The 23,685-nt window shown below is 41.5% G+C and carries 20 protein-coding genes; 11 read left to right on the top strand and 9 right to left on the bottom strand.

Annotated features, from left to right (window positions below; genetic code table 11):
- Positions 1-7: 7 nt before the first annotated feature.
- Both CJF29_RS02760 and CJF29_RS02755 read left to right on the top strand, forming a co-directional pair.
- The gene (locus CJF29_RS02760) at positions 8-955 is read left to right on the top strand and encodes a bifunctional riboflavin kinase/FAD synthetase (RefSeq protein WP_074636467.1); all 948 of its coding nucleotides are present in this window, start codon (positions 8-10) and stop codon (positions 953-955) included.
- 102 nt (positions 956-1,057) lie between these two features.
- Positions 1,058-1,852 (top strand): CPBP family intramembrane glutamic endopeptidase, encoded by a 795-nt coding sequence (locus CJF29_RS02755; RefSeq protein WP_074636469.1) that lies wholly within the window; start codon positions 1,058-1,060, stop codon positions 1,850-1,852.
- Between the two features lie 75 nt (positions 1,853-1,927).
- Here the strand turns inward: CJF29_RS02755 and CJF29_RS02750 are convergent, their stop codons facing one another.
- From CJF29_RS02750 to CJF29_RS02735, 4 genes are all read right to left on the bottom strand, one after another.
- Entirely contained in the window at positions 1,928-2,350 is a 423-nt protein-coding gene (locus CJF29_RS02750) for a SufE family protein (RefSeq protein ID WP_074636471.1), read from the bottom strand.
- A gap of 109 nt (positions 2,351-2,459) precedes the next feature.
- On the bottom strand, positions 2,460-3,455 hold the full coding sequence (locus CJF29_RS02745; protein WP_074636473.1) for a M20 family metallopeptidase: 996 nt from the start codon (positions 3,453-3,455) through the stop codon (positions 2,460-2,462).
- A 70-nt stretch (positions 3,456-3,525) separates the two neighbouring features.
- Positions 3,526-4,434, bottom strand: a complete 909-nt coding sequence (locus tag CJF29_RS02740; protein ID WP_074636475.1) for a S66 peptidase family protein — start codon at positions 4,432-4,434, stop codon at positions 3,526-3,528.
- A gap of 8 nt (positions 4,435-4,442) precedes the next feature.
- A complete protein-coding gene (locus CJF29_RS02735; RefSeq protein ID WP_074636476.1) occupies positions 4,443-5,246 on the bottom strand; it encodes a glycoside hydrolase family 16 protein in 804 nt (267 codons plus the stop codon).
- 179 nt (positions 5,247-5,425) lie between these two features.
- Here CJF29_RS02735 and CJF29_RS02730 point away from each other — a divergent pair, with 179 nt between their 5' ends.
- From CJF29_RS02730 to CJF29_RS02720, 3 genes are all read left to right on the top strand, one after another.
- Entirely contained in the window at positions 5,426-6,385 is a 960-nt protein-coding gene (locus CJF29_RS02730; RefSeq protein WP_074560084.1) for a phosphate acyltransferase, read from the top strand.
- A gap of 25 nt (positions 6,386-6,410) precedes the next feature.
- Positions 6,411-7,472 (top strand): butyrate kinase, encoded by a 1,062-nt coding sequence (gene buk, locus CJF29_RS02725; RefSeq protein WP_074560082.1) that lies wholly within the window; start codon positions 6,411-6,413, stop codon positions 7,470-7,472.
- 416 nt (positions 7,473-7,888) lie between these two features.
- A complete protein-coding gene (locus CJF29_RS02720; RefSeq protein ID WP_099146910.1) occupies positions 7,889-10,171 on the top strand; it encodes a GH92 family glycosyl hydrolase in 2,283 nt (760 codons plus the stop codon).
- Positions 10,172-10,385: 214 nt separating this feature from the next.
- Here the strand turns inward: CJF29_RS02720 and CJF29_RS02715 are convergent, their stop codons facing one another.
- Together CJF29_RS02715 and CJF29_RS02710 are read right to left on the bottom strand one after the other, a co-directional pair.
- On the bottom strand, positions 10,386-12,143 hold the full coding sequence (locus CJF29_RS02715; protein ID WP_099146911.1) for an ATP-binding protein: 1,758 nt from the start codon (positions 12,141-12,143) through the stop codon (positions 10,386-10,388).
- Positions 12,144-12,172: 29 nt separating this feature from the next.
- Complete coding sequence (locus tag CJF29_RS02710; RefSeq protein WP_004296256.1) at positions 12,173-12,646, bottom strand: helix-turn-helix domain-containing protein; 474 nt, start codon at positions 12,644-12,646, stop codon at positions 12,173-12,175.
- Between the two features lie 219 nt (positions 12,647-12,865).
- On the opposite strand from CJF29_RS02710, the gene CJF29_RS02705 reads away from it, so the two are divergent.
- Positions 12,866-13,129 carry a hypothetical protein gene (locus tag CJF29_RS02705; protein ID WP_074559516.1) on the top strand — a complete coding sequence of 88 codons (264 nt, stop codon included), beginning with the start codon at positions 12,866-12,868 and terminating at the stop codon, positions 13,127-13,129.
- A 491-nt stretch (positions 13,130-13,620) separates the two neighbouring features.
- Here the strand turns inward: CJF29_RS02705 and pnp are convergent, their stop codons facing one another.
- The gene (gene pnp, locus CJF29_RS02700; protein WP_004323285.1) at positions 13,621-15,747 is read right to left on the bottom strand and encodes a polyribonucleotide nucleotidyltransferase; all 2,127 of its coding nucleotides are present in this window, start codon (positions 15,745-15,747) and stop codon (positions 13,621-13,623) included.
- A gap of 196 nt (positions 15,748-15,943) precedes the next feature.
- On the opposite strand from pnp, the gene CJF29_RS02695 reads away from it, so the two are divergent.
- From CJF29_RS02695 to CJF29_RS02685, 3 genes are all read left to right on the top strand, one after another.
- The gene (locus tag CJF29_RS02695) at positions 15,944-17,095 is read left to right on the top strand and encodes a TlpA disulfide reductase family protein (protein ID WP_099146912.1); all 1,152 of its coding nucleotides are present in this window, start codon (positions 15,944-15,946) and stop codon (positions 17,093-17,095) included.
- A gap of 181 nt (positions 17,096-17,276) precedes the next feature.
- Positions 17,277-17,741 (top strand): transcription elongation factor GreA, encoded by a 465-nt coding sequence (greA, locus tag CJF29_RS02690; RefSeq protein ID WP_032811363.1) that lies wholly within the window; start codon positions 17,277-17,279, stop codon positions 17,739-17,741.
- Between the two features lie 51 nt (positions 17,742-17,792).
- Entirely contained in the window at positions 17,793-18,185 is a 393-nt protein-coding gene (locus CJF29_RS02685; protein ID WP_004311936.1) for an HIT family protein, read from the top strand.
- 52 nt (positions 18,186-18,237) lie between these two features.
- On the opposite strand, the gene CJF29_RS02680 is transcribed toward CJF29_RS02685, so the two are convergent.
- Together CJF29_RS02680 and CJF29_RS02675 are read right to left on the bottom strand one after the other, a co-directional pair.
- Positions 18,238-19,137, bottom strand: a complete 900-nt coding sequence (locus CJF29_RS02680) for a DMT family transporter (protein WP_099146913.1) — start codon at positions 19,135-19,137, stop codon at positions 18,238-18,240.
- Positions 19,138-19,140: 3 nt separating this feature from the next.
- Positions 19,141-20,397 carry an MFS transporter gene (locus CJF29_RS02675; RefSeq protein ID WP_099146914.1) on the bottom strand — a complete coding sequence of 419 codons (1,257 nt, stop codon included), beginning with the start codon at positions 20,395-20,397 and terminating at the stop codon, positions 19,141-19,143.
- A 617-nt stretch (positions 20,398-21,014) separates the two neighbouring features.
- On the opposite strand from CJF29_RS02675, the gene CJF29_RS02670 reads away from it, so the two are divergent.
- Both CJF29_RS02670 and glsA read left to right on the top strand, forming a co-directional pair.
- Positions 21,015-22,457, top strand: a complete 1,443-nt coding sequence (locus CJF29_RS02670) for a glutamate decarboxylase (RefSeq protein ID WP_099146915.1) — start codon at positions 21,015-21,017, stop codon at positions 22,455-22,457.
- Between the two features lie 8 nt (positions 22,458-22,465).
- Entirely contained in the window at positions 22,466-23,431 is a 966-nt protein-coding gene (gene glsA, locus CJF29_RS02665; RefSeq protein ID WP_074559519.1) for a glutaminase A, read from the top strand.
- Positions 23,432-23,685 lie beyond the last annotated feature (254 nt).

The following is a 23,685-nucleotide window of genomic DNA, read 5'->3' as shown; positions in this document are numbered from 1 at the left end:
TAGAGATATGCAGATTATACGTGACACATCGGCAATTACCCCGGAACCCTGCGTAGCTACTATCGGTTTCTTTGATGGGGTGCATGCAGGACATCGCTATCTGATTCAGCAAGTGAAGGAGATAGCCGCCGCGAAAGGTCTACGCTCTGCATTGGTTACTTTTCCCGTTCATCCCCGAAAAGTGATGAATGCGGAGTATCGTCCGGAACTGCTGACTACTCCCGAAGAAAAAATAAGCCTGCTTGCAGACATCGGGGTAGATTACTGCCTGATGCTTGACTTCACTCCTGAAATTTCCCGGCTTACTGCCCGGGAGTTTATGACACAGCTGTTAAAAGAGCGTTATCAGGTAAAATATCTGGTTATCGGCTATGACCATCGTTTCGGACATAACCGCAGCGAAGGTTTCGAAGATTATGTACGTTATGGAAAGGAAATTGGCATAGAAGTGATTCGCGCCAAAGCGTATACCAGCAATATAGAAATAGGGAATGAACCCAACATTCCGGTGAGTTCTTCCCTGATCCGCAAACTTCTTCATGAAGGAGAAGTTAGCCTGGCCGCCCATTGTCTGAAATATGAATATTTCCTCGACGGGATAGTAGTAGGCGGCTATCAGGTAGGCAGAAAAATAGGTTTCCCAACAGCCAATTTACGAGTGGATGATCCCGATAAACTGATTCCTGCCGATGGCGTATATGCCGTATGGGTGACATTTGACGGGAAAACGTATATGGGAATGCTGAATATAGGCGTCCGCCCGACGATTGACAACGGTCCGAACCGGACGATTGAGGTGAATATCCTCCACTTCCATTCCGACATATATGATAAATTCATCCGGCTTACTTTTGTAAAACGGACACGTCCCGAACTGAAATTCTCCAGTATCGACGAGTTAATAACACAGCTCCATAAGGATGCTGAAGAGACAGAAACAATTCTTAAAAAATAGATTCTTATGCAAAAGTCATTTATGAGTATCTCTTTGGTGGTAATAGCTATATCCATGTTAGCAATGTTTATCTATAGTTTCTTTACCACTAAATAAAAAACCATGAAAACGGCTATCAAATTAGTATTAATAGACCTTCTCATTGCGCAGATTGTTGCTCCAATCCTGATTATGATTCCTTGTACGATCTATTTGTTCGTCACCACGGGAAATCTGGATAAAGTCACTCTGACGCAAATGATTATGATTCCGGCACAGCTAGCCGGTCAGATTATGATGGGTATTTATCTATGGAAAGCCGGTTATATCAGTAAAAAGAGGGCAACATGGTTACCAGTATCGGCCTCTTATCTGGTTTGCAGTGCCATCGCAATCCTCACTTGCGGGTTTGCAGTCTCCTCATTAATGAGCCTGCTGGATTGGATTCCTAATATCATGGAACAATCTTTCAACATTCTCCAATCCGGCTGGGGCGGTATTCTTGCAATAGCTATCGTAGGCCCCGTACTTGAAGAGTTATTGTTTCGCGGAGCCATCACCCACGCTTTACTTCAGCAATACAATCCGACTAAAGCAATTCTGATTTCCGCACTTCTGTTCGGTGTCTTTCATATAAATCCCGCCCAGATCCTTCCGGCATTTCTGATCGGTATCCTGTTGGCATGGACTTATTACAAAACAGGCAGTCTGATACCTTGTATACTCATGCATGTACTAAACAACTCATTGTCAGTCTATCTTAGTATCAAATATCCCGAAGCAGAAAATATGGACGACCTGATTAACGGTACCCCGTATCTCATCGTCCTATTCGGGTCAATCCTCCTGTTTATCGGTATCATACTGACCATGAATTTTCACCACAGAGGACTCAGAGGACACAAAGGTTTATACTGACAAGGGATATGTAGTAATCGCAAAATGTGTAATTCAAAAAAGACTCTGTGTACTCAGCGTCCTCTGTGGTGAATTTTATTTCTCTTTCGCTTTGAATGCTAATGCATACATTCGTATTTGTTTTACCATCGACAGCAAACCATTGCTACGCGTTGGCGATAGATGCTCTTTCAGTCCGATCTTGTCTATAAAATAAAGATCTGCATTCAAGATTTCATCAGGAGTATGTCCGGAAAGGACTTTAATCAACAAGGCAATAATTCCCTTTACAATCAAAGCATCGCTTTCTGCTTTAAAAACGATTTTACCATCCACATCATCCGCTTGAAGCCATACCCTGCTCTGGCATCCTTCAATCAGATTTTGTTCCGTCTTATATTTTTCTTCAAGTGGTTCCTGCTCATTCCCCAGATCAATAAGTAATTGATAACGGTCCATCCAATCGTCGAAGTCACTGAATTCCGCAATCACTTCATCTTGTAGTTCATTAATTGACATTATAGTAATTATTTAATTAGACAATATACCAATGTGCGAATAACAGATGCCGTATTTAAAAACGGCACACCAGTATATCGACACCTTATTATATTATTTCTCGATTCTATTATTTCTCATTGTAAATCACTTCCAATACGGTCTGACCGACTGCTTTCAACGTATTCTTATCAATATGTTCCATATTGTCATTGACAGTATGCCATGTCGGGGTAAAGTCACCCTCCTGATTATATGGAATAATATCAATCGTTTTAATACGTGCCAGACGATTAATGAACAGATGGTCGTCTGTTACAAATCCTCCGTTTCCATCCATGAAAGTCTTTCCGTAACCCGCTTTTTTTGCCGCTTTCCAAACCTTCTTATTTATGTCCGGAGCAAATTCCTCCGAATATCCTTCTTTCATAAACACACTGCCTTCACCTCCTACCATATCAAGCAGGATACCAAAACGTGCATTATATCCTTGTACATGAGGATTACGTGCCCAATACTGCGATCCCAGACACCAGAACTCCTCCTTGTGCTGCCCCGTGTAAAACTGTGGCGCACCATAGTCTTCTGCATCCAATAGAATGATGTCAATTCCCAATTCCGGTTGTTGCTGATTGACCAGACGGGCTATTTCGAGCAAAGCTCCTACCCCACTGGCACCATCATTTGCACCCAGAATCGGAGTTTTATGGTTCTTCTCGTCAGAATCGTTATCCGCCCATGGACGTGTATCCCAATGTGCAAACAAAGCGATTCTCTTTTTACTTTCCGGCTTATAAGAACCGATAATGTTTCTCGCTTTCAACAACGTCCCGTCATAAGCAATCAAATCGGCATATTGGTTAGTCACTTGAGCACCGAAAGCCTCCAACTGACCGGCAAGGTAATTGCCACAGGCAACATGTTCTTTTGTATTAGGAACACGAGGTCCGAAATCTACCTGATTCTTTACATACAAATAAGCACTATCCGCATCAAATTGAGGTACATTCACGACAGTTTCTTCATTTTGTTCACTCGTACTATTTGCCTTGTTACCTCCACCGCAAGAGAATGCTGACAATAACAAAAAGGCACTCATTAATACTATCATAGTTTTCTTTTTCATCGTCCTTTTATCTATTAAAGCCTCAAAATTAGTCATTTTCACCACAGCATCGTTCAGATGGAATGGATTATTAACATATAAACTTCAGTTCCACATTTTTCTTTCCCACCACAAGCTCTACTTTTGCACCGTTGATAAGCGGGAGATTATGAGTCACATGCCCCACCGGGAAATTGAAACAGACGGGATAATCATACTCTTTTACTAAATCTGCCAAAGCGGCATACAATTCCTTACCCAGTGAACAGTCTTCTTCATATTCCGTAAATTGACCGATAATCAATCCGGACAGTTTTTCAAGTACGCCTCCTAGTTTCAAATTATACATCATACGCTCGATAGCATGCGGACGTTCGCTAACATCTTCAATAAACAGTATAGTCCCTTCCGCCGGAATATCATAAGGAGTCCCACGCAAACCGTAGGCTACCGCCATATTACCGCCATGCAAAACACCTTGTGCAGTTCCCTGCTTGTTCAATTTATGCTTCTCGCACGTGTAAGAAGGAATATTTCCCAATAAAATATCCTTCAGATAGTTTGCACAAAGATCATCTTCGGGTTCCACCGTAAGATGACGGGCCATCAATGAATGAAGGGACGCATATCCATTTTTCTGAAACAGATTGTGCAAGGCGGTTATATCGCTAAACCCCAGTAACCATTTCGGATGCTCACGAAAGGCCGTAAAATCAATTTTATCGATCAAATGTACCGCCCCATACCCTCCACGGCTACAAAGAATAGCTTTCACTTTAGGGTCGTCCATCGCATCCTGCAAATCTTTCAGCCGCTGCTTGATTGTCCCGGCATATCTTCCGGACGAACTTCCGGCATGTTTTCCTATAGCCACTTTCAAGCCCCATAATTCCATCCGTTTCTTGGCTCCTTTCAGGAATTGTTGGTCTATCTTACTCGAAGGTGATACAATAACCACTTTATCACCATTCTGCAAAAAGGGAGGAAATTGAATATCCATATATGTTCTTATTTTATTGACTTTCGTTGATAAAAACGTACCCAGTCCACTTCCATTTCTACCGGAAGATCCTTGGGAGAGACTGCTCCCACCCACGAGCCTCCCAACTGCATATCAATCAGCAGATAAAATGGCTGATTAAAAGGGAATTGTCCCTCTTCTTGCGTTTGTATGCGGGGGTAAGTAAACGTATGCACATCATTGACATAAAATGAAAGACTGTCAGGATACATTTCGACTGCAAAAATATTGTAGCGGTCGGGGTGAATCACTCCCGTAGAATGTGATACCGGGTGATCCTTGATTCCCAGCGTATAAGTGTAATGGGAATGAACGGTCTGATAAGCAATAGAATCATTATTCAAACGTTCCATGATATCAATCTCACCACCGGATGGCCATGCCGCTCCTTCAGGCAGCATCCAGATGGCAGGCCATGCTCCTCCCGCCGCATTCAACTTGGCACAAATCTCAATACGCCCGTTCGTAAAAGCCTTTTTACCTTTCGTATAAACACCACCTGTCAAATAAGGGGCAGTGTCATTGGGTTGGGTATGATTGACAATACCTCTCAACACCAGTTTGCCTTTACGCATGGCATAACAGGAATCAAAGTCCGTCATATAGTTATTCCAGTCTGACTTTCCTCGTGGAATCTTGCTCCAGACCTGTGAATCAAAGTTCTTTTTCTGATTAAAGTTCTCTTCCCAGATCAAAGACCAACCGGAAGATATCTTGCTGCTTTTACAGGAAACAAGCGTCCAACAAAGGAAAATTAAGCTAAGAAATAATAGATTTTTAAACTGTTTCATGGTACTTTTATTTTATTGGGGGATTTATTTGCAAAAATACAGGAAAAAACGGTTCCATGCACATCCAACGGCCAAAACAAATAAAATATAGCAAAATGTTACATAATGGATGTAATTTTTCGGGTTATAATCGTTATTTTTTCAATCATTTTTCTGATATTTGCTAAAAATCTAACGTTATGGAACCTATTCTAAATTTTGCCCAGTTAACGGCTCATCTTAAAAAACTAAACCATAGAAAACGAATTGCCGTGGTCTGTGCGAACGATCCTAATACTGAATATGCCATCTCCCGTGCTTTGGAAGAAGGGATTGCAGAATTTCTGATGATTGGAGATTCTACCATTCTGAAGAAATATCCCACGCTCAAGCAATATCCCGAATACGTAAAAACCATCCACATAGAAAATCCGGATGAAGCGGCGCGCGAAGCTGTCCGCATTGTCCGTGAAGGAGGAGCGGATATTTTGATGAAAGGGATTATCAATACGGACAACTTACTGCGTGCCATACTCGACAAAGAAAAAGGTTTGTTACTGAAAGGGAAAATTCTCACGCATCTGGCAGTAATGGAAATTCCGACTTACCATAAACTGCTTTTCTTCTCGGATGCTGCTGTCATTCCGCGTCCCACGCTACAGCAACGTATAGAAATGGTCTGGTATGCTATCTGTACCTGCCGTCACTTTGGTATCGAACAACCGCGTGTCGCACTGATTCACTGCACAGAAAAAGTGAGTGCCAAGTTCCCTCATTCACTAGACTATGTGAATATCGTAGAACTTGCCGAAGCGGGAGAATTCGGAAATGTGATTATTGACGGTCCGCTGGATGTACGTACCGCCTGCGAACAAGCAAGTGGTGATATTAAAGGAATTGTATCTCCTATCAACGGACAAGCGGATGTATTGATATTCCCGAACATTGAATCGGGTAACGCATTCTACAAATCCGTTTCCCTGTTTGCACAGGCAGAAATGGCAGGATTGCTGCAAGGCCCCATTTGCCCTGTAGTGCTTCCATCGCGTAGTGATTCCGGCTTGTCCAAATATTACAGCATTGCGATGGCATGCTTACAAGTGTCAGGAGATTGCAAATGCAGAAAACAAGTCAGCCAAGTCACCGGCTCATCATTCTAAATTCACCACTAAAAGCCTACCATTCATGAAAATTCTGGTCATCAACCCCGGTTCTACTTCTACCAAAATAGCGGTTTACGAAAATGACACTCCTCTGTTCGTCAGCAATATAAAACATTCAGTAGAAGAACTATCCGCTTTTCCCGAGGTGATAGACCAGTTTAAATTCCGGAAAAACCTGGTGTTACAAGAATTGGAAAACAATAAGATACCTTTTTCTTTTGATGCCATCATCGGACGCGGCGGTTTAGTAAAACCGATACCAGGCGGAGTGTATGAGGTAAATGAAGCCATGAAACGTGATACCGTACATGCCATGCGTACCCATGCCTGTAACTTAGGAGGATTGATTGCCAGCGAACTGGCGGCTACATTGCCCGGCTGTCCGGCTTTCATTGCTGATCCGGGAGTGGTGGATGAACTGGAAGACATAGCACGCATCACAGGTTCTCCTTTAATGCCGAAGATTACTATCTGGCATGCATTAAACCAGAAAGCAATCGCCCGCCGCTTTGCCAAAGAGCAGGGAACCCAATACGAAAAGCTGGATTTAATTATCTGCCATCTGGGAGGTGGCATCTCTGTCGCAGTCCATCACCACGGACGAGCCATTGACGCCAACAATGCATTGGACGGTGAAGGTCCTTTCTCACCGGAACGTGCCGGTACACTTCCCGCCGGTCAACTGATCGACCTATGTTTTAGCGGTCAACTCACCAAAGACGAATTGAAAAAACGTATCTCCGGACGCGCCGGACTGACCGCCCATCTAGGTACAACCGATGTTCCCGCCATTATACAATCTATCGAAGAAGGAGATAAAAAAGCGGAACTGATACTGGATGCCATGATTTACAATGTTGCAAAAGCAATAGGAGCTAGTGCCACCGTACTTTGTGGAAAAATAGATGCCATCCTTCTGACAGGAGGCATCGCTTATTCGGACTATGTGATTTCAAGACTGAAAAAAAGAATTTCTTTCCTGGCTCCCATCTACGTTTATCCCGGAGAAAATGAAATGGAGTCGTTAGCATTTAATGCCGTAGGAGCACTAAAGGGGGAATTGCCGATACAAATCTATAAATAGGCAGTCGCACAAAAAGGCTATTTAGTAACCAATCACCAAGCAGTTGATTGTTTCTGTTTCTAATTGGAAACGGCTAACTGTACAGCACCATTCACAATGCTTGCTAATATAAAGCCTTGAGCACATAAATGGTTTGACAAAAAAAGAACACTAATACAAATAATAACAGTAAGGTATATTTGTCTATTTCACATAGATAGTTGAATAACATAGTAAAAAAATACTTTTGCGATAGTTTCTTTAGCGGGGTTAATAAAAAAAGCGCCTATTAGCCATCGCATTAACCACGATTTTAACCACGACCTTAACCACGAAGCTATACTTTTGTCATGTCTCAACCCGTTGGAACATTCAACGTTGGCAACGCATGAAAACGCTGTGATTACTTCGCAAGCTATAAACTCAAAAAGAAAATTATGAAGAAATGTTGGTTATTATTTTCAGTGCTTAGCTGCACGCTTCTTGCCCAGTCCAAAGACTGGACACAATACGTTAATCCGTTAATGGGAACACAATCATCTTTTGAATTATCAACAGGTAACACCTACCCTGCCATTGCCCGCCCTTGGGGAATGAATTTCTGGACGCCACAGACCGGAAAAATGGGAGACGGATGGCAATATGTCTATACAGCCAATAAAATCCGTGGATTCAAACAAACCCATCAGCCCAGCCCATGGATAAACGATTACGGACAGTTCTCCATTATGCCGATGGTAGGTAAACCTGAATTCGACGAAGAAAAGCGGGCTAGCTGGTTCGGACATAAAGGAGAAGAAGCAGCTCCTTATTACTACAAGGTGTATCTGGCCGAATACGATATTGTCACGGAGATGTCTCCTACTGAACGTGCTGTACTCTTCCGGTTCACTTTCCCGGAAAACGAACATTCGTATATTGCAGTCGATGCATTTGACAAAGGGTCTTTTATTCAGATTATCCCAGAAGAAAACAAAATTATCGGTTATAGTACACGCAATAGCGGAGGAGTTCCCGAAAACTTCAAGAACTATTTCATTATTCAATTCGATAAGCCTTTCACCTATAAAGCCACTGTGAATAATGGAAGTATTCAAGAAAATGCAACCGAACAGACTACTGACCATGCAGGAGCCATTATAGGTTTTAAAACTCAACGTGGAGAACAAGTACATGCACGCATCGCTTCTTCCTTTATCAGCTTCGAACAGGCTGCAAGGAATATGAAAGAATTAGGAAATGACAATCTGGAGCAGATAAAACAAAAAGGACAGAAAGCATGGAACCAGGTACTGGGAAAAATCGAAGTGGAAGGAGGAAATCTCGATCAATACCGCACTTTCTACTCCTGCTTATACCGTTCGTTACTTTTCCCCCGAAAATTCTACGAACTGGACGAAGCCGGAAAACCTGTTCATTACAGCCCCTATAACGGGCAAGTTCTACCGGGATATATGTTTACCGACACCGGGTTTTGGGATACCTTCCGGTGTCTTTTCCCATTACTGAATCTGATGTATCCGTCGATGAATAAAGAAATGCAGGAAGGGCTCATCAATACCTACAAAGAAAGCGGATTCTTCCCCGAATGGGCCAGCCCCGGACACAGAGACTGCATGATAGGAAATAATTCGGCTTCCATACTGACAGATGCTTATTTAAAAGGTATTAAAGTAGAAGATGTGAAAACCTTGTACGAAGGGTTAATACATGGAACAAAAAGCGTACATCCCACCGTATCTTCCACAGGAAGACGCGGATACGAATATTATAATAAGCTAGGCTACGTCCCTTATGACGTAAAAATCAATGAAAACACTGCCAGAACTTTGGAGTATGCCTACAACGACTGGTGTATCTATCAATTAGCCAAAGAATTAAAGCGACCGGAAAAAGAAATACAGCTCTTTGCCAAACGGGCGATGAACTATAAGAATGTATTCGATAAAGACTCCAAGCTCATGCGAGGAAAAAATGAAGATGGAACATTCCAATCTCCATTCTCACCATTGAAATGGGGGGATGCATTTACCGAAGGAAACAGCTGGCACTACTCATGGTCTGTATTCCACGATCCACAAGGATTAATTGACTTAATGGGAGGAAAAGATATGTTTATCACTATGCTGGATTCTGTATTCTCCGTACCTCCTGTCTTTGATGAAAGTTATTACGGGCAGGTTATTCATGAGATTCGTGAAATGACAATCATGAATATGGGGAATTACGCACATGGCAACCAACCAATCCAACACATGATCTACCTATACAACTATGCCGGTCAACCCTGGAAAGCGCAGTATTGGCTACGCCAGGTCATGGATAAAATGTACACACCGGGTCCTGACGGATATTGTGGAGATGAAGATAATGGGCAGACTTCGGCATGGTATGTTTTCTCCGCATTAGGTTTTTACCCCGTATGTCCGGGAACCGACGAATACGTCGTTGGTGCTCCTCTTTTTAAAAAAGCAACCTTACATCTTGAAAACAGTAACAGCCTCATCATCCAGGCAACCGATAACAGCAAGAAGAATATGTATATTCAAACAATGAATCTGAACGGCACAGAATATAAAAAGAACTATCTACGCCATGAAGACTTATTAAAAGGAGGAAACATCAACTTCCAAATGGGAAGCCAGCCCAATTTAAGCAGAGGAACAGAAGAGGAAAGCTTTCCTTACTCCTTCTCTAAAGTCCTAAAAAAGATTCATTAAATTCATAAAAAACAAGAGACTGTTTAATTAAGTCTCATGTTGATAAGTTTGCCTCTATTATGGGAATCCATAGCAGAGGCAAATTTTATTCTTCAAGACTTATTAGAGATATTCATTAAAAGGAAAAAGTTATCTCCTTATTCATCAACGTTTCAAAATCAGGCAAAAATAGATGAACCGCAAACCATCTAGCAACATTTATGGTATTTGTATTTTAAGAAAGAGTAACTTCTTCCAATAAGGCAAGCTCCCAACTACGCCAAACAATCGTAATTAACTTCAACCCACCTTTCGCTCTGGCTTCTGCCACCAGTTCGTCTTCGCTGTAACGCAGCAACTGACCACGTGCCTCATCGGCAAGGGTACGTATTTCTTTTTCCGAAGCACCGGCTTTTGCATATTTCACCTCAAGCAGATAGGTGAAAGGAGGCAGTACGGGAACCGACGGACTAGGTCTGAATAAGAAGTCTGCGAAGCCTTTATTCAATTCGTATTCCGGGTAGAGCTGATAATACCGATACATTCCTAAATAAGCAAGCAAGAAGCCTTTAATATGCGCTTCACCTTCAATATATTCACGAATACGGCTTTGCTCACGAACAGCGTCGGCAATAAAATCGAACAACGGTTTCCAGTCCCCTCTGAAAGCCATATTCTCAAATAAAGCACTCATCTTGTTCATATCCATTTTAAAGATACCATGCTTGACGTAGCCTTGTATCAGGAAATTAAACAGCTGCTCTCTTACAACTAAATTCGGCACATGCAAAATGGGTCTTCCCACCATATCTACACCTTTAATGGAGAGAAGCCCGAAATAGAATAATAAAGACTTGAAATTACTGGGATCTGTCATCTCCAATGCAGAAAAATGAGTAACAATGTCAGTAATAATCTCTCCTTGCTCGGCTATTTCCTTTATAACGGAAAAATTCTCTCCCAATCCGTGATCTAGCTTTATCAAGTATGCCAACTTATTAAAGTCGGTGCGAATGTTAGGGTCTACAATTTCTTTTGGCTTTTTATGATGAAGTACAAAAGATTTCAGAAAATAAAGTGCCATGTCAGAATTAAACATACACTGTTCCAATGTATCTTCACTAAAGCAATAATTGTCATAATTGGGTTTCATCATGGCAACTATTTCATCTATAGATTCTTGAAGTACTCCCTGCTCTTTATAATATGTCAACATCTCACGCAACTCTTTCTCACTGAATCCAACCAAATCATTAAACCATGAATCAGTCGTTATATTGGTTCCGATGTTAAAGCCACTAGTCACATCATCCATCGTCACCGGACTCACTCCGGTAATAAACAACCGTTCAAGAGCGGCTCCGGTTCCGGTAGTGGCAGATTTTATCACGTTAAAGAAGCCACGAATAAAACCTTCGCCATGCGTTGCTTTCCTATAAAATTCCGTACCGTAAGTCGAAAGAATGGTATTGGTGAAATTATCATATTCATCAATGAGTAAATAAATACGAATATTTTTCTTACGGGTAGCATAGGAATTAATCGCAGACAGAAAAGCACCGGGTTCTTCTTGTATTTTCTCATCAAGAACATCCCAAATTTCTTTTCCTAACAAATCTTCATACTTAAAGACAAAATCTTTAAGTTTGCTACAACAATGCAGCTTAAACGATAGTTCTACTTCATTGACATTGGAACTCACTTCCGAAAAATTAAATCGCATGATGAGAAACTGATTGTGGAGCTTCGTCGGATGCTGACCTATGTATAGCTGACCAAACAACTCGTCAAACTGTTCAGCATGACTTACGTCATAATAGGCCTCTAACATAGCCAAAGTCAGACTCTTCCCAAATCTACGGGGACGTATCAGAAACAGATAAGGCGGTTGCATCTCTATTTTTTCAATGAACATTGTCTTATCTACATAATAATAATTCTCTTTCTGAATTCGGCTAAAATCAGTTATTCCGTAAGGTATTTGTTTCATCATATTGCGATTCCTTTCAATTTATCTGTCCCTTATTTCTGCAGACTTTTTTCAATATTCTGCAAACGGCGTTCTAACGCTGCATACTTTTCATCCTTTTCTTTTAAAAGACGCTCGTAGAGTTCAGTGATTTTGTCGATAGGATTGAAGTTGTTAACTCGACTATCATTAATACTATCTTCGGTATCAGACTTAACTATACCCATGCTGATGTTTGCCCCACCTGCACTTTGTTCTGAATTATTCACCGTATTATTTTCAAACACCACCGTCTGTGCATCCTCCTCCAAAGTCTTGAGATAATCGAAAGGGACATTCAATGCACGTGCAAAACGTTGCAACATCTCATCATCAATCACTTTCATCTTCTCATATTTAGAAACAGCAGGTTGTGAGAGATGTACTAATTCACTCAAACCCTCCTGGTTCATATCCTTTTCAATACGGGTACGACGTATATTGCGTCCGTGATGGACTCTCCCAATTGTCAATTCTTCTGTTTCCATTTTTATTTTCTTTCTTTTTAAAATCCAACAAATATACAAATGAAAAGTTTCGCTCGAAGCAAATATACGAAAAAAACGAATAGATGTGATAATATGGATAAAAGGAATATTACAACCTGACAAATAGAATAAAATGAATACTTCAAACAGCGCATAATGTGTTAAATTATCACGAACTTTACCGCACGAAAGGGCAACAAAACAAAAGAGCTTACGGACATGAAAAGAATATTGACAAATAAAGAATACAGGTTCATAAAAGGGCTCAAAGAATTGATGATTAAATACAATGCGGTGATCTCTACAGATGCGCAAGGGAAAATTGAGATTGTGGTGAATGAAGACAACGAATCATTTGATTTTGAAGCAGAAAGCACGATCTATTTAGGAGCTTGTTTTTCAGATTATGAGTTAAATGAATTACTGAAAAAGAACTTCGCACACATAAAACGAATAAAAGAGGAGTATAAAACAAACTTGTAAACGGATCTATATAATTAAAAAATCATTAATCCTAATCTCTATATAAACACCCCACCGGTTTCTTTAAAACCAACGACCTCTTCCTTTTAAAGGAAGGGGTCGTTCCTTTAAAAGGAGTGAAGCTTTGGTTTTAAAGCAAGAAAAACAGCCTTATTTGCAGGTATATTTGCCTGTATCATAAACTTTTTAAATAAAAAAGCTCTTTCAAAGAAATTTTTCTCATATCTTTGCGACGTGTTAAGTTAATAAATTGATTAAGGTCGATTTTTGACTGTTTCGAATCGGGAAGTATGGGGGTACTTTCCGATTCTTTTTTTGGGGAGGATATAACAAGGTGTCTTTCATCTTTTTAAAGGTTTTAATAAACTGAATAAATCTAATATATACTAACTCTATATATAAAACAGTTCAACCCCGGATGATACTAATATATAAAGAAGGCTGTTTCAAAATTGAAACAGCCTTCTTTATATATAAACGCTATCGCGTTCTTATTTCTTTTCTGGTCTTGGCATCAACACTTTTCTTGAAAGTTTGAATTTACCAGTTTTCTGGTCAACATCAATCAGTTTTACTTCGATTTCATCACCTTCCTTAATTCCAGCTTCTTCTACTGTTTCCAGACGCTTCCAATCAATTTCAGAGATGTGCAGCAAACCATCCTTGCCCGGCAAGAATTCGATGAATGCACCGTAAGGCATAATAGAACGAACTTTACCTTTATAAACTTCGCCCACTTCAGGAACAGCAACGATTGCTTTAATCATGCGCATTGCATTATCAATACATTTTTTGTTTGTTCCGGAAACTTCGATGCGTCCCATACCATCAATTTCTTCGATAGTAATCACAGCACCGGTTTCTTCCTGCATACCTTGGATGATTTTTCCACCAGGGCCGATTACAGCACCGATAAATTCTTTAGGAATTGTCATCGTTTCAATGCGTGGAGCATGTTCTTTCAGGTCAGCACGTGGTTCAGCAATTGTTTCAGTAATCTTACCCAGAATGTGCATACGTCCTTCTTTTGCCTGATTCAAAGCACGTTCCAGAATTTCGTAAGACAGACCGTCTACCTTGATATCCATCTGGGTAGCCGTAATACCATCTTTTGTTCCCGTTACTTTGAAGTCCATATCACCCAAGTGGTCTTCGTCACCCAGAATATCAGACAATACAGCATATTTTTCTTCGCCCGGATTCTTAATCAATCCCATAGCGATACCTGATACCGGTTTCTTGATCTTCACACCAGCATCCATCAATGCCAATGTTCCGGCACATACAGTAGCCATAGAAGAAGAGCCGTTAGATTCGAGAATATCTGAAACCACACGTACTACATACGGATAGTCAGCAGGAATCTGTCCTTTCAAAGCACGCCAAGCCAAGTGACCGTGACCGATTTCGCGACGACCTACACCACGTTGTGCTTTTGCTTCACCTGTAGAGAAAGGAGGGAAATTATAATGCAATAAGAAACGTTCTTTTCCGTGTTCCAAAACATCGTCAATGATCTTCTCATCCAGTTTGGTACCCAGAGTAACAGAAGTCAGTGATTGTGTTTCACCACGAGTAAAGATAGCAGATCCGTGAGGACCAGGCAGAGGACCAACCTCACACCAGATCGGGCGGATTTCAGTAGTCTTACGACCATCCAAACGCTTACCTTCGTCAAGGATAGAACGGCGCATGGCTTCTTTTTCTACATCGTGGTAGTAACGGTCGATCAACGCACCCTTTTCGTCCAACTCTTCTTCAGAGAATTGAGCTTTGAATTCTTCACGGATAGCTTCGAAAGCAGCAAAACGTTCGTGTTTGTTATTGTTTCCGGAAGCGGCAACAGCGTAAGCTTTTTCGTAGCATGCTTCACGAACAGCCTTGCGCAAATCTTCGTCGTTCACTTCATGGTTGTATTCACGTTTCACTGTTTTTCCAACCTCTTCAGTCAACTCCATCTGTGCTTTACAATGAACCTTGATAGCTTCATGAGCTACTTTCATTGCTTCCAGCAATTCAGCTTCGGATACTTCGTGCATTTCACCTTCTACCATCATGATGTTCTCATAAGTAGCGGCCACCATCAGATCCATATCAGCTTTTTCCAGTTGTTCAAAAGTAGGATTGATAACGAACTGACCGTCGATACGTGCTACACGTACTTCAGAAATCGGTCCGTTGAAAGGAATATCTGAAACGGCAAGTGCTGCAGAAGCGGCAAGTCCTGCCAATGCATCCGGCATATCCACACCATCAGCAGAAAAGAGGATGATGTTCACATATACCTCTGCGTGATAATTATCGGGGAATAAAGGACGGAGAGCACGGTCGACAAGACGGCAAGTGAGAATCTCATAATCAGAAGCTCTACCTTCTCGCTTGGTGAAACCACCGGGAAAACGGCCGAATGCCGCAAATTTTTCTTTGTACTCTACCTGTAAAGGCATAAAATCTGTTCCGGGAACTGCATCTTTAGCGGCACAAACAGTAGCTAACAACATGGTGTTTCCCATGCGGAGCATTACAGAACCGTCTGCCTGTTTTGCCAACTTTCCCGTCTCGAGCGTGATGGTTCTTCCATCAGGTAACTCGATTGTCTTAACAATTGGGTTAATCATAAAAATTGTTTTATCTATACTTTTTCTTTCAAAATTCCTGCAAAGATATACATTTATCGTGGTAATTAGGTGGAAATGAGGTAAAAAGTTAGTGGCGAACTGATTTTTTTTCAAAATTAGGATGAAGAACACAGCAAAATGCTTTGACTAATCTCGAAAAGAAGTATATTTGCATCTCGTTAATAACACACACTATATGAAAAAGGTTACTTTTGCAGCGCTCGCCGCACTTACTATTACTGCTTGTAGTTCCGGCCCTAAATTCCAGGTGAACGGGGATGTATCAGGAGCCGACGGTAAAATGCTTTATCTCGAAGCTTCCGGTCTGGAAGGTATTGTTCCGCTCGATTCAGTGAAGCTGAAAGGGGAAGGTACATTCAGTTTCAAGCAGCCTCGTCCCGAGTCACCCGAATTTTACCGTTTGCGGATTGACGACAAAATCATCAATTTTTCTGTAGATTCTATCGAAACAATTCAAATCAAAGCTCCGTATGTGGATTTCTCTACTACTTATACGGTGGAAGGTTCGGAAAACAGCAATAAGATAAAAGAACTAACGTTGAAGCAGATTCGCCTTCAAAAAGAGGTGGACAATTTACTGGCATCCCTGCGCAGTAACGGAATAGGACATGATGTGTTTGAAGACAGCCTGGCAACATTGCTCAACAACTATAAGGAAGATATCAAAGTGAACTATATTTTTGCTGCTCCCAACACGGCTGCAGCTTACTTTGCCCTGTTCCAGAAGCTCAATAATTATCTGATATTCGATCCGTTGAACAATAAAGACGATGTGAAATGTTTCGCAGCTGTTGCTACGAGCCTCAACAATGCGTTTCCTCATGCGGTACGTTCCAAGAACCTTTATAATATTGTAATCAAAGGAATGAAGAACACGCGTCAGCCGCAAACAAAAGCTCTGGAAATTCCACAGGACAAAATCGTAGAAACCGGTATTATCGACATTGCCTTGCGTGATGTGAAAGGAAATGTGCGCAAGCTGACCGACCTGAAAGGCAAAGTCGTTTTGCTCGATTTCTCTGTATTCCAGTCGCCTGCCGGAGCTCCTCACAACCTGATGCTTCGCGAACTATATAATGAATACGCAAAACAAGGACTGGAAATATACCAAGTATCTCTCGACGCGGACGAACACTACTGGAAAACAGCGGCAGATAATCTTCCATGGGTCTGTGTGCGCGATGGAAACGGAGTTTACTCTACCAACGTAGCCGTATATAATGTTCGTCAGGTTCCATCTATCTTTTTGATTAATCGTAACAACGAATTGAAGCTTCGTGGCGAAGACATTAAGGATTTGGAAGCAGCTGTCAAGTCATTGCTCTAAGTTGTTATAATTTAGCATATTTCATTTAAATATGTTACATAGCATCTTTTTTCACTTGACACGTATCACTTAAAAGGCTATCTTTGCAAAGAAATAATGAAAAGAGGGTTCCAACATGGCTCATGTTGGAATTCTTTTTTGTTTATATGACCATTTAAAACAATTAAAGGAGGAAAACATCATGGCTTATATGTCAGAAGAAGGTTACAAGAAACTGATGGCGGAACTGAAGGAACTGGAAACAGTGGAACGCCCGAAGATCTCTGCGGCAATAGCCGAAGCCAGAGATAAAGGAGACTTGTCGGAAAATGCAGAATACGATGCCGCCAAAGAGGCGCAGGGTATGCTTGAAATGCGCATCAACAAATTGAAAGCTACCATTGCAGACGCAAAAATCATTGATGAATCTAAACTGAAAACAGATTCTGTACAGATTTTAAATAAAGTGGAACTGAAGAATGTAAAGAACGGTATGAAGATGACTTATACCATCGTTTCCGAAAGTGAAGCTAACCTGAAGGAAGGGAAGATTTCCGTTAACACCCCGATTGCACAAGGTCTGCTTGGCAAGAAAGTGGGTGATGTAGCAGAAATTACTGTTCCACAAGGTAAAATTGCACTGGAAGTAGTAAACATATCAATTTAACGTAAAGGCAGGTCTCCATGTGAGGCTTGCCTTAATTTATCAATAAAAGTTATGGCAACAATATTCAGTAGAATCATCGCAGGAGAAATCCCCTGCTACAAGGTGGCAGAAAACGAAAAGTTTTTTGCTTTTCTCGATATCAATCCGTTGGTAAAGGGACATACATTGGTAGTGCCCAAACAGGAAGTAGACTATATTTTCGATTTGAGCGATGAAGACCTGGCTGCTATGCACGTGTTTGCAAAGCAAGTAGCCTGTGCCATTAAAAAAGCATTCCCTTGCCAAAAGGTAGGCGAAGCTGTTATCGGACTGGAAGTACCCCATGCACATATTCATTTAATTCCTATTCAAAAGGAATCGGATATGTTGTTTTCGAATCCGAAACTGAAATTGTCGGATGAAGAATTCAAGTCCATAGCGCAAGCAATCAACTCCTCTCTATAAAACATGATGATGAAATAATGAAAGGCATTCCGTGATGGAATGCCTTTTTTCTTTACTTTTCTTTACTTTCGGCCACTTCAACCAGGTAAACTCCAATACAAATAAAAATGATTGCAAACGTCTGCGTCCAGCTAAAACGGTCTTGTCCGAGAGCAAGGGAGGTAATAGTCGCCACAATCAGAATCAGATAACCGTAGATAGCGACTACCGTTGTCTTTAGATATTTCAAACCGACAGGCAGCAGCATATAACTGATAGTGGTCGGGAAAATCAATACGAACATCAGAATAAGGAAAGGCGTCCAATGGAACGGCATGGAGAATACCGGGGCATCAAATCCTGTAATAAACGTGACTATAATGGCAGACACGGCAGCACCGGAAAAGGTATATCGCAACATCGTTATTGCTCCAATGGCCGTGAGGATGCGCTGACTAAGAATCAGATAGACAGCATACACCACAGAACTAAGAAGACAAAGCATATTCCCCATAAAAGCATCAGAGGCCAAATCATCGCTTTGCTGGGTTAAGATGCAAACCAACGCTCCTATCAGACCGATAGAAATTCCTATTATTTTTTTAGCGCCCGCCTTCTCCTTATAAAAGAATATCATCATTAGAAAAACCCAAATAGGCTGGAGACTGGTAAAAATGGAACTGGAAACAGGAGTTGTTTTACTCAATCCGGACAGATAGAGAAACATAAAACCGTAAAGTCCCAAAGCCCCCAACAGAAAGAGGAGCCATTTATCTCTGGCTGACGATTTCTCCGGAGGCATAAACCACCCGATCACCCAAAAAGCCGCCGCCGCAAATGTGCAACGAAGCGCGGCTCCCGTCAATGGACTCATCCACAAAGGCAGAAGATACTTTAAGGCATTCATATTTAAACCGCTAAATACTTTCGAGACAGCCATGCTAAGATTGGCCTCCAGTTTCTTATTCTTCATTTTTTATTTCAATTGGCCGTTAAACAAAAAGGTATTACGGCGCCGATATGCCCAGAAAAGAGTGACAATAGTTATCAGAAGATTAAAGATAAAAGGAAACTCCTGTGATTGGGTATGGAATATCCACTGGAAAAAATCGACAATAAAGGGATAAAGCAAGATAGCCAGATAATTCATCATCATCACAAATGCCAAAGCCAAGGTAGTCTTTTGCGGTAAGGCAGTCTGCGTGGTCTTATCATAAAGCATAGGCTGAATAATGCCATATCCCAAACCAACCAGGATACATCCGGGAATAATCAGCCATTCGATTGGAGCTATCCAGATTAATAGCAGTCCCAACGCTATTGACAGCAGGCTGTATGCTTTCGTACGTCCTTTCAGCAGGGCTACGATCTTATCCAGACAGAAACCCGGAGCGGTGATAGCCAGAAAGAAGAGCGAAATCATCAATCCTGAATTACCACTGGAAAAGTGATGCTTCTCCATTAAGAAAGGCAGATTGAAAATCACTACTACCACAATATAGGTTATCACCCCATAAAAGAGCATCAACTCTATCAGATGTTTGATGTGAATACCGTATTTACTGCCTCCTATATCTATGGAAGTAGATTGTTCGGAGGCTTCGTTGTCTTTTGTAGTATCTGCAGAAGAGGAAGGAGAGGGTGTATAAGCGACTTCTCCCGTCCGGTCTTCTTTCAAATGTCCTACCAGCAGAATGGAAATCAATGGGAGAAGATAGACAAGGAAAGGCAGATGCCAGCTGACTTCTGCAAGATAGCCCGTTACGGCAGTTGCTATCACTAACGTGAAATTAGTAATAGCGGAGCTTAATCCGAACTGTTTCACCCGATAGGTTCCTACAAAGTATCTGGAAACCAATCCGGTAGATAAAGGGATAATCAAACCGGAACCGATACCGAGCAAAGCACTTACCACAATTAATTGCCACATTCGATTGGAAATCAGATACAAAATACCGCTCGCGGCAAAAAGCCAGAGTCCGACCTTTAATACACGGACATAATCGACTTTCTCTGTCAGTTTACCACCCAGCAATATAAAAGGAATAATGAGCAGTGATGGCAGCGAAGTCAACATCTGTATGTCCAGATCCGTAGCTTTTGGAAATATCTTCGTAAGATCACCCAATATAGGTGAAACAGCCAGTCCCGGCAATGAAGTCAATGCCGAAATAGACCAGATGGCAATTAAAGTAATAAGAGGAATTGTTCCCCGTCCCGTCTGTATCTTCATAATGCTTATTCGTTAAAAGTTTAGGTTTGAAGAAAACAATAGTTGCTTTATAAAGTTCAAATATGCACCGAAATGAGCCAAATGAACATTTATTGAAACGCAGATTAACGCAGATTTTCGCAGATTATTAGAAGGCTGCGCCATGTTTGAGAACTTTTTTATTCTTTACGAAAATCTGCGTTAATCTGCGTTTCAATACTTATTTGCTAAAATATCAATTGATTCATAACCGTGTGGGAATGAACTAATCTTAGTTCTTCTAAAATTTAATTGGTAATATGCGATGATTTAATATTCATCATACATAAATTTATTCGTCTGACAGTTGTTGAACTTTCGTCTGACAGCTGTCAGACGAATAAAATTATGTATCATTAGCCATAAACCCATTAGGCATCAAAAATAAATCTGCACAAGCTCGAAATTAGTTCAAAACTAGTACGATCATAAGCTTTTCCGCTAAATCACAAAAGCTCCGCTTCAATAAGGGCGTCCTCCTCCTTAATAAACGCCAAATAATGTAAAACCGGGAAACTTTCAAACCTATCTGCTGTTGTTGTGGGAAATTCGACGGGGAAAATCCCCATCGCCCTAAACCTTTAAAAAAACAAATTAGTATGGAAGATTTAAATTTCAGAAAAGGTGATGCAAAAACCGATGTATTTGGTTCAGACAGAATGTTACAACCCTCTCCGGTAGAGAAAATACCTGATGGACCTACTACTCCTGAAGTCGCCTATCAAATGGTGAAAGATGAAACATTTGCTCAAACTCAGCCCCGTTTGAATCTGGCTACTTTCGTTACCACTTATATGGACGAATATGCAACCAAGCTGATGAATGAGGCCATCAACATCAACTACATTGATGAAACAGAATATCCGCGTATCGCTGTGATGAACGGTAAATGTATCAACATCGTTGCCAACTTGTGGAACTCTCCTGAAAAAGATACCTGGAAAACAGGTGCTTTGGCTATCGGTTCTTCAGAAGCATGTATGTTGGGTGGTGTAGCTGCCTGGTTGCGTTGGCGTAAGAAAAGACAAGCACAGGGCAAACCATTTGATAAACCAAACTTTGTTATTTCTACAGGTTTCCAGGTTGTTTGGGAAAAGTTTGCACAGTTGTGGCAGATTGAAATGCGTGAAGTGCCTTTGACACTTGAAAAAACCACTCTTGACCCCGAAGAAGCTTTGAAAATGTGTGATGAAAACACCATCTGTATCGTACCGATTCAAGGTGTTACATGGACTGGACTGAATGATGATGTCGAAGCATTGGATAAAGCTCTGGATGCTTACAATGCCAAGACCGGTTATGACATTCCTATCCACGTAGATGCCGCCAGTGGTGGTTTCATCCTTCCGTTCCTGTATCCGGAAAAGAAATGGGACTTCCGTTTGAAATGGGTACTTTCTATCAGCGTATCCGGCCACAAGTTTGGTTTGGTATATCCGGGACTCGGATGGGTTTGTTGGAAAGGCAAAGAATATCTGCCCGAAGAAATGTCATTCAGCGTCAACTATCTGGGCGCCAACATTACACAAGTAGGTTTGAACTTCTCTCGTCCGGCCGCACAAATTCTGGGACAATATTATCAATTCATCCGCTTAGGATTCCAGGGTTACAAAGAAGTGCAGTACAACTCCCTGCAAATTGCCAAATATATCCATAGTGAAATAGCCAAGATGGTTCCGTTCGTTAACTACTCAGAAGATGTTGTGAACCCGCTATTCATCTGGTATCTGAAACCGGAATATGCAAAGAGCGCCAAATGGACTTTGTATGATTTGCAAGACAAACTATCTCAACATGGTTGGATGGTTCCTGCTTATACATTGCCTTCTAAACTGGAAGATTATGTAGTGATGCGTGTCGTTGTTCGTCAGGGATTCAGCCGTGACATGGCAGATATGCTTCTGGGCGACATCAACAATGCCATCGCCGAACTGGAAAAACTGGAATATCCAACTCCTACCCGTATGGCTCAAGAAAAGAATCTTCCGGTAGAAGCCAAGATATTCAACCACGGTGGTCGTCGTAAAACCGTAAAAAAATAAAATGATCTATGGATAAAAAAGTAACACTCGCTCAATTGAAAGAAGTGGTACAGGAGGCATACGATCAGGTAAAGGCCAATACCGGCGGCAAGAATGCCGACTATATTCCTTATCTGGCAAATGTCAACAAGGATCTCTTTGGAATCAGTGTCTGCCTGCTCAACGGGCAGACCATCCATGTGGGAGATACTGACTATCGCTTCGGTATAGAATCCGTATCCAAAGTACATACGGCTATCCTGGCACTGCGTCAATACGGTGCTAAAGAGATTCTGGACAAGATTGGAGCCGACGCAACAGGCTTGCCCTTCAATTCAATCATCGCTATCTTGTTGGAGAACGATCATCCGTCTACCCCACTGGTAAATGCCGGAGCCATCTCCGCCTGTAGTATGGTACAACCTATCGGTGACTCTGCCAAGAAATGGGATGCCATCGTAGGAAATGTGACAGACCTATGCGGCAGTGCCCCGCAACTGATTGATGAATTGTACAAGTCGGAATCGGACACCAACTTCAACAACCGTTCTATCGCATGGCTACTGAAGAATTACAACCGGATTTATGATGACCCGGATCTGTCATTAGACCTTTACACCCGCCAGTGTTCATTGGGAGTTACTGCATTGCAGCTTTCCATCGCAGCCGGTACAATCGCCAACGGTGGTGTGAACCCTGTGACTAAAAAAGAAGTTTTTGATGCCGTCCTGGCTCCTAAAATCACTGCCATGATTGCCGCCGTAGGTTTCTACGAACATACCGGCGACTGGATGTACACTTCCGGTATTCCTGCTAAAACAGGTGTAGGTGGCGGTGTGATGGGCGTACTGCCCGGACAGTTCGGTATTGCCGCATTTGCTCCTCCCTTGGATAGTTCGGGCAACTCCGTGAAAGCGCAGTTAGCTATTCAATACATCATGAACAAGCTGGAATTGAATGTATTTAGCAACAACCATATCACCGTTGTTGACTAAAATTCTCTCAATCTCTTTTATAAGAAAGGTAAAGGTTACTATCTATTGATAGTAACCTTTTTCTATTCCCCTTACCCTCTTGATTTCCCGCCAATGTTTCAATACAAACGGCATCATTTTTCAAATGCTACAAATTGAACTTACCCCTGAACAACTCTAGTTATTAAAATGAGATAGCTGTTATTAACCCGGATAAGGTAAAGTTTGATTCATTCAATAACGGTTATAACAGCGTCGTGTCTTGTCTCTTCTCA

It is taken from the genome of Bacteroides celer (genome assembly GCF_002632415.2).
In the GTDB taxonomy this organism is placed as follows: domain Bacteria; phylum Bacteroidota; class Bacteroidia; order Bacteroidales; family Bacteroidaceae; genus Bacteroides.
Note: the sequence above shows the minus strand (reverse complement) of the source record. Positions and strands in the feature narration are given on the sequence as shown.

Bases quoted from the DNA above. Each gene is read 5' to 3' on its own strand.
- CJF29_RS02705 (WP_074559516.1), top strand. From the start codon at position 12,866: ATGAAAAGAATATTGACAAATAAAGAATACAGGTTCATAAAAGGGCTC.
- CJF29_RS02760 (WP_074636467.1), top strand. From the start codon at position 8: ATGCAGATTATACGTGACACATCGGCAATTACCCCGGAACCCTGCGTA.
- CJF29_RS02680 (WP_099146913.1), bottom strand. From the start codon at position 19,137: ATGAAGAATAAGAAACTGGAGGCCAATCTTAGCATGGCTGTCTCGAAA.
- CJF29_RS02730 (WP_074560084.1), top strand. From the start codon at position 5,426: ATGGAACCTATTCTAAATTTTGCCCAGTTAACGGCTCATCTTAAAAAA.
- CJF29_RS02745 (WP_074636473.1), bottom strand. From the start codon at position 3,455: ATGAAAAAGAAAACTATGATAGTATTAATGAGTGCCTTTTTGTTATTG.
- CJF29_RS02735 (WP_074636476.1), bottom strand. From the start codon at position 5,246: ATGAAACAGTTTAAAAATCTATTATTTCTTAGCTTAATTTTCCTTTGT.
- CJF29_RS02715 (WP_099146911.1), bottom strand. From the start codon at position 12,143: ATGATGAAACAAATACCTTACGGAATAACTGATTTTAGCCGAATTCAG.
- CJF29_RS02750 (WP_074636471.1), bottom strand. From the start codon at position 2,350: ATGTCAATTAATGAACTACAAGATGAAGTGATTGCGGAATTCAGTGAC.
- CJF29_RS02710 (WP_004296256.1), bottom strand. From the start codon at position 12,646: ATGGAAACAGAAGAATTGACAATTGGGAGAGTCCATCACGGACGCAAT.
- CJF29_RS02675 (WP_099146914.1), bottom strand. From the start codon at position 20,397: ATGAAGATACAGACGGGACGGGGAACAATTCCTCTTATTACTTTAATT.
- greA (WP_032811363.1), top strand. From the start codon at position 17,277: ATGGCTTATATGTCAGAAGAAGGTTACAAGAAACTGATGGCGGAACTG.
- glsA (WP_074559519.1), top strand. From the start codon at position 22,466: ATGGATAAAAAAGTAACACTCGCTCAATTGAAAGAAGTGGTACAGGAG.
- pnp (WP_004323285.1), bottom strand. From the start codon at position 15,747: ATGATTAACCCAATTGTTAAGACAATCGAGTTACCTGATGGAAGAACC.
- CJF29_RS02695 (WP_099146912.1), top strand. From the start codon at position 15,944: ATGAAAAAGGTTACTTTTGCAGCGCTCGCCGCACTTACTATTACTGCT.
- CJF29_RS02755 (WP_074636469.1), top strand. From the start codon at position 1,058: ATGAAAACGGCTATCAAATTAGTATTAATAGACCTTCTCATTGCGCAG.
- CJF29_RS02720 (WP_099146910.1), top strand. From the start codon at position 7,889: ATGAAGAAATGTTGGTTATTATTTTCAGTGCTTAGCTGCACGCTTCTT.
- buk (WP_074560082.1), top strand. From the start codon at position 6,411: ATGAAAATTCTGGTCATCAACCCCGGTTCTACTTCTACCAAAATAGCG.
- CJF29_RS02740 (WP_074636475.1), bottom strand. From the start codon at position 4,434: ATGGATATTCAATTTCCTCCCTTTTTGCAGAATGGTGATAAAGTGGTT.
- CJF29_RS02685 (WP_004311936.1), top strand. From the start codon at position 17,793: ATGGCAACAATATTCAGTAGAATCATCGCAGGAGAAATCCCCTGCTAC.
- CJF29_RS02670 (WP_099146915.1), top strand. From the start codon at position 21,015: ATGGAAGATTTAAATTTCAGAAAAGGTGATGCAAAAACCGATGTATTT.